The following is a 1,746-nucleotide window of genomic DNA, read 5'->3' as shown; positions in this document are numbered from 1 at the left end:
GGGGCAGGCTTTGGGATTTCTGCGGCTCCAGGTACTGCTGGAACCAGGGCCACAGCTTGCGGTCGACTTCCTCGTCGGGCAGGGGGCCGGCCGGCGCCTGCCAGGTGCGCAGGCCGCCGGCCTTGAGGATCTCTGCACCCAGCACGCGGCGCCCCAGGTAGGGCGCCAGCGCGACGATGCCGTCGACCGAGCCCGGCCGCGACAGCTCATGGATCAGCGCGCCAAAGCCGCCAATGGAGATCCCGACCAGCCAGATCGACTTGTAGCCCTTGGCGCGCTGCGGCTCGATGACGTCCGCATGCAGCCGCTCGCTGAGCGTCTGGTCGTAGTAGTAGGAAACATCGGCATCCACCATCAGCGAGTCGGCCGCCAGATGGCGCTCGCGCACGGCGCTGATGAAGCCCTCGCGCTCGAACTCGTCAGGTTTCAGGTAGGCGCCCGGAAGGAAGACCAGGAGCGTATCGGACCGTTCATCGTCTTTGGCTGACTTGAGGTGCGTGATCATGGCGTGCCTTGAGGGGCACCCGAATCCGCACCGTCATGGATTCGGTGCGTCTGTCGAAACGCCCACGAAGAAAGGAAAATGTGAAAACGTCACATGATGTGACGTTATTCGCTGTCGTATTGTGATTAGGGAGCGTCTTCAAAGTCAAAAACAATAGATAACGACACTTTCCTCTTGTGGGCTTTGCAGGCTCAGTTGATCTGCAGCTGCGAAACCTGGCTGACCGGCACCAGCTTGCCCAGCTTCAGCGTGAGCACGCCGTTCTCGAGCTTGGCTTCGCTCGAGGACACGTCGATGTCCAGCGGCAATTCGTAGGCTGCCTTGAACTGGCGCTTGGCTTCTGCCTTGCTGTCGATGCGGACCACGGCGCCTTCGATGCCGATGGCGAGGTCTTCGCGCGAGAGGCCCGGCACGTCGACGGAAAGCGTCCAGCTCTTGTCGTCCTGCTCGACGAGCGGCGAGGTGCGCGTGCCGGCGAAGGCCTCGTTGACGAAGCGCTCGAAGGCGCGGTCGTACGAGCGGGGCGCAAAGCGGGCGGTGCGAAGGGTGGGTGCGAAAAACATGTGAGAACTCCTGAATGAACACAATGGGGACAAGAAATGTGTGTCCCTTACACTGCGCGGCCATTCAATCCTGAGTGCCGCTTGACACCTCATCTAGGCACAGCCGCACTCGTTTCAAGACAATGAATCCTCCCTTTATTTGGCGTCGCAAGGCCTTGAAATTTGCGGCGCTGGCGCTATGCGCGGCGCCCTTCGCAGCGCAGGCGCAGGCAGCGCCCGCGCCGATCCGCCTCGCGCTGATCGAAAGCATGAGCGGGCCGTTCGCCAACACCGGCGAGGCGGTGTTCCGCAACCTGCTGTGGGCCGTGGAGCGCGTGAATGCGCGCGGCGGCATCAAGCTGCCCGGCGGCGCACGGCCGCTGCAGCTCGACCGCTACGACAGCAAGGGGCAGAACGAAGAAGCGCTGTCGGCGCTGCGCGCGGCCATCGACGACGGCGCGCGCATCGTGCTGCAGGGCAACTCGTCGGCCACCGCCGCGGCGCTGGTCGATGCCATCGAGAAGAACAACGAGCGCGACCCCGCGCGGCGCGTGATCTTCCTCAACTACGCGGCGGTCGATCCGGCGCTGACCAACGAGCGCTGCAGCTTCTGGCACTTTCGCTTCGACGCGCACGCCGACATGCGCGTGGCCGCACTCATGCAAGTGGTGAAGGACGATGCGGCCATCAAGCGCGCCT

General features: G+C 64.0%; 3 protein-coding genes. 1 reads left to right on the top strand and 2 read right to left on the bottom strand.

Translation table 11 applies throughout. The features are described 5' to 3' along the window. Window positions 1-505: alpha/beta hydrolase-fold protein (locus AC1DOC_RS32390; protein WP_478131412.1), on the bottom strand; the 505-nt coding region annotated here is incomplete at its 3' end. 191 nt (window positions 506-696) lie between these two features. Beyond that, window positions 697-1,068 carry an Hsp20/alpha crystallin family protein gene (locus AC1DOC_RS32385; protein WP_018905846.1) on the bottom strand — a complete coding sequence of 124 codons (372 nt, stop codon included), beginning with the start codon at window positions 1,066-1,068 and terminating at the stop codon, window positions 697-699. Window positions 1,069-1,190: 122 nt separating this feature from the next. Here AC1DOC_RS32385 and AC1DOC_RS32380 point away from each other — a divergent pair. Further along, on the top strand, window positions 1,191-1,746 hold a 556-nt coding region (locus AC1DOC_RS32380), incomplete at its 3' end, for an ABC transporter substrate-binding protein (protein ID WP_478131411.1).

Source organism: Variovorax sp. 01T439_2, from assembly GCF_056398445.1.
Note: the sequence above shows the minus strand (reverse complement) of the source record. Positions and strands in the feature narration are given on the sequence as shown.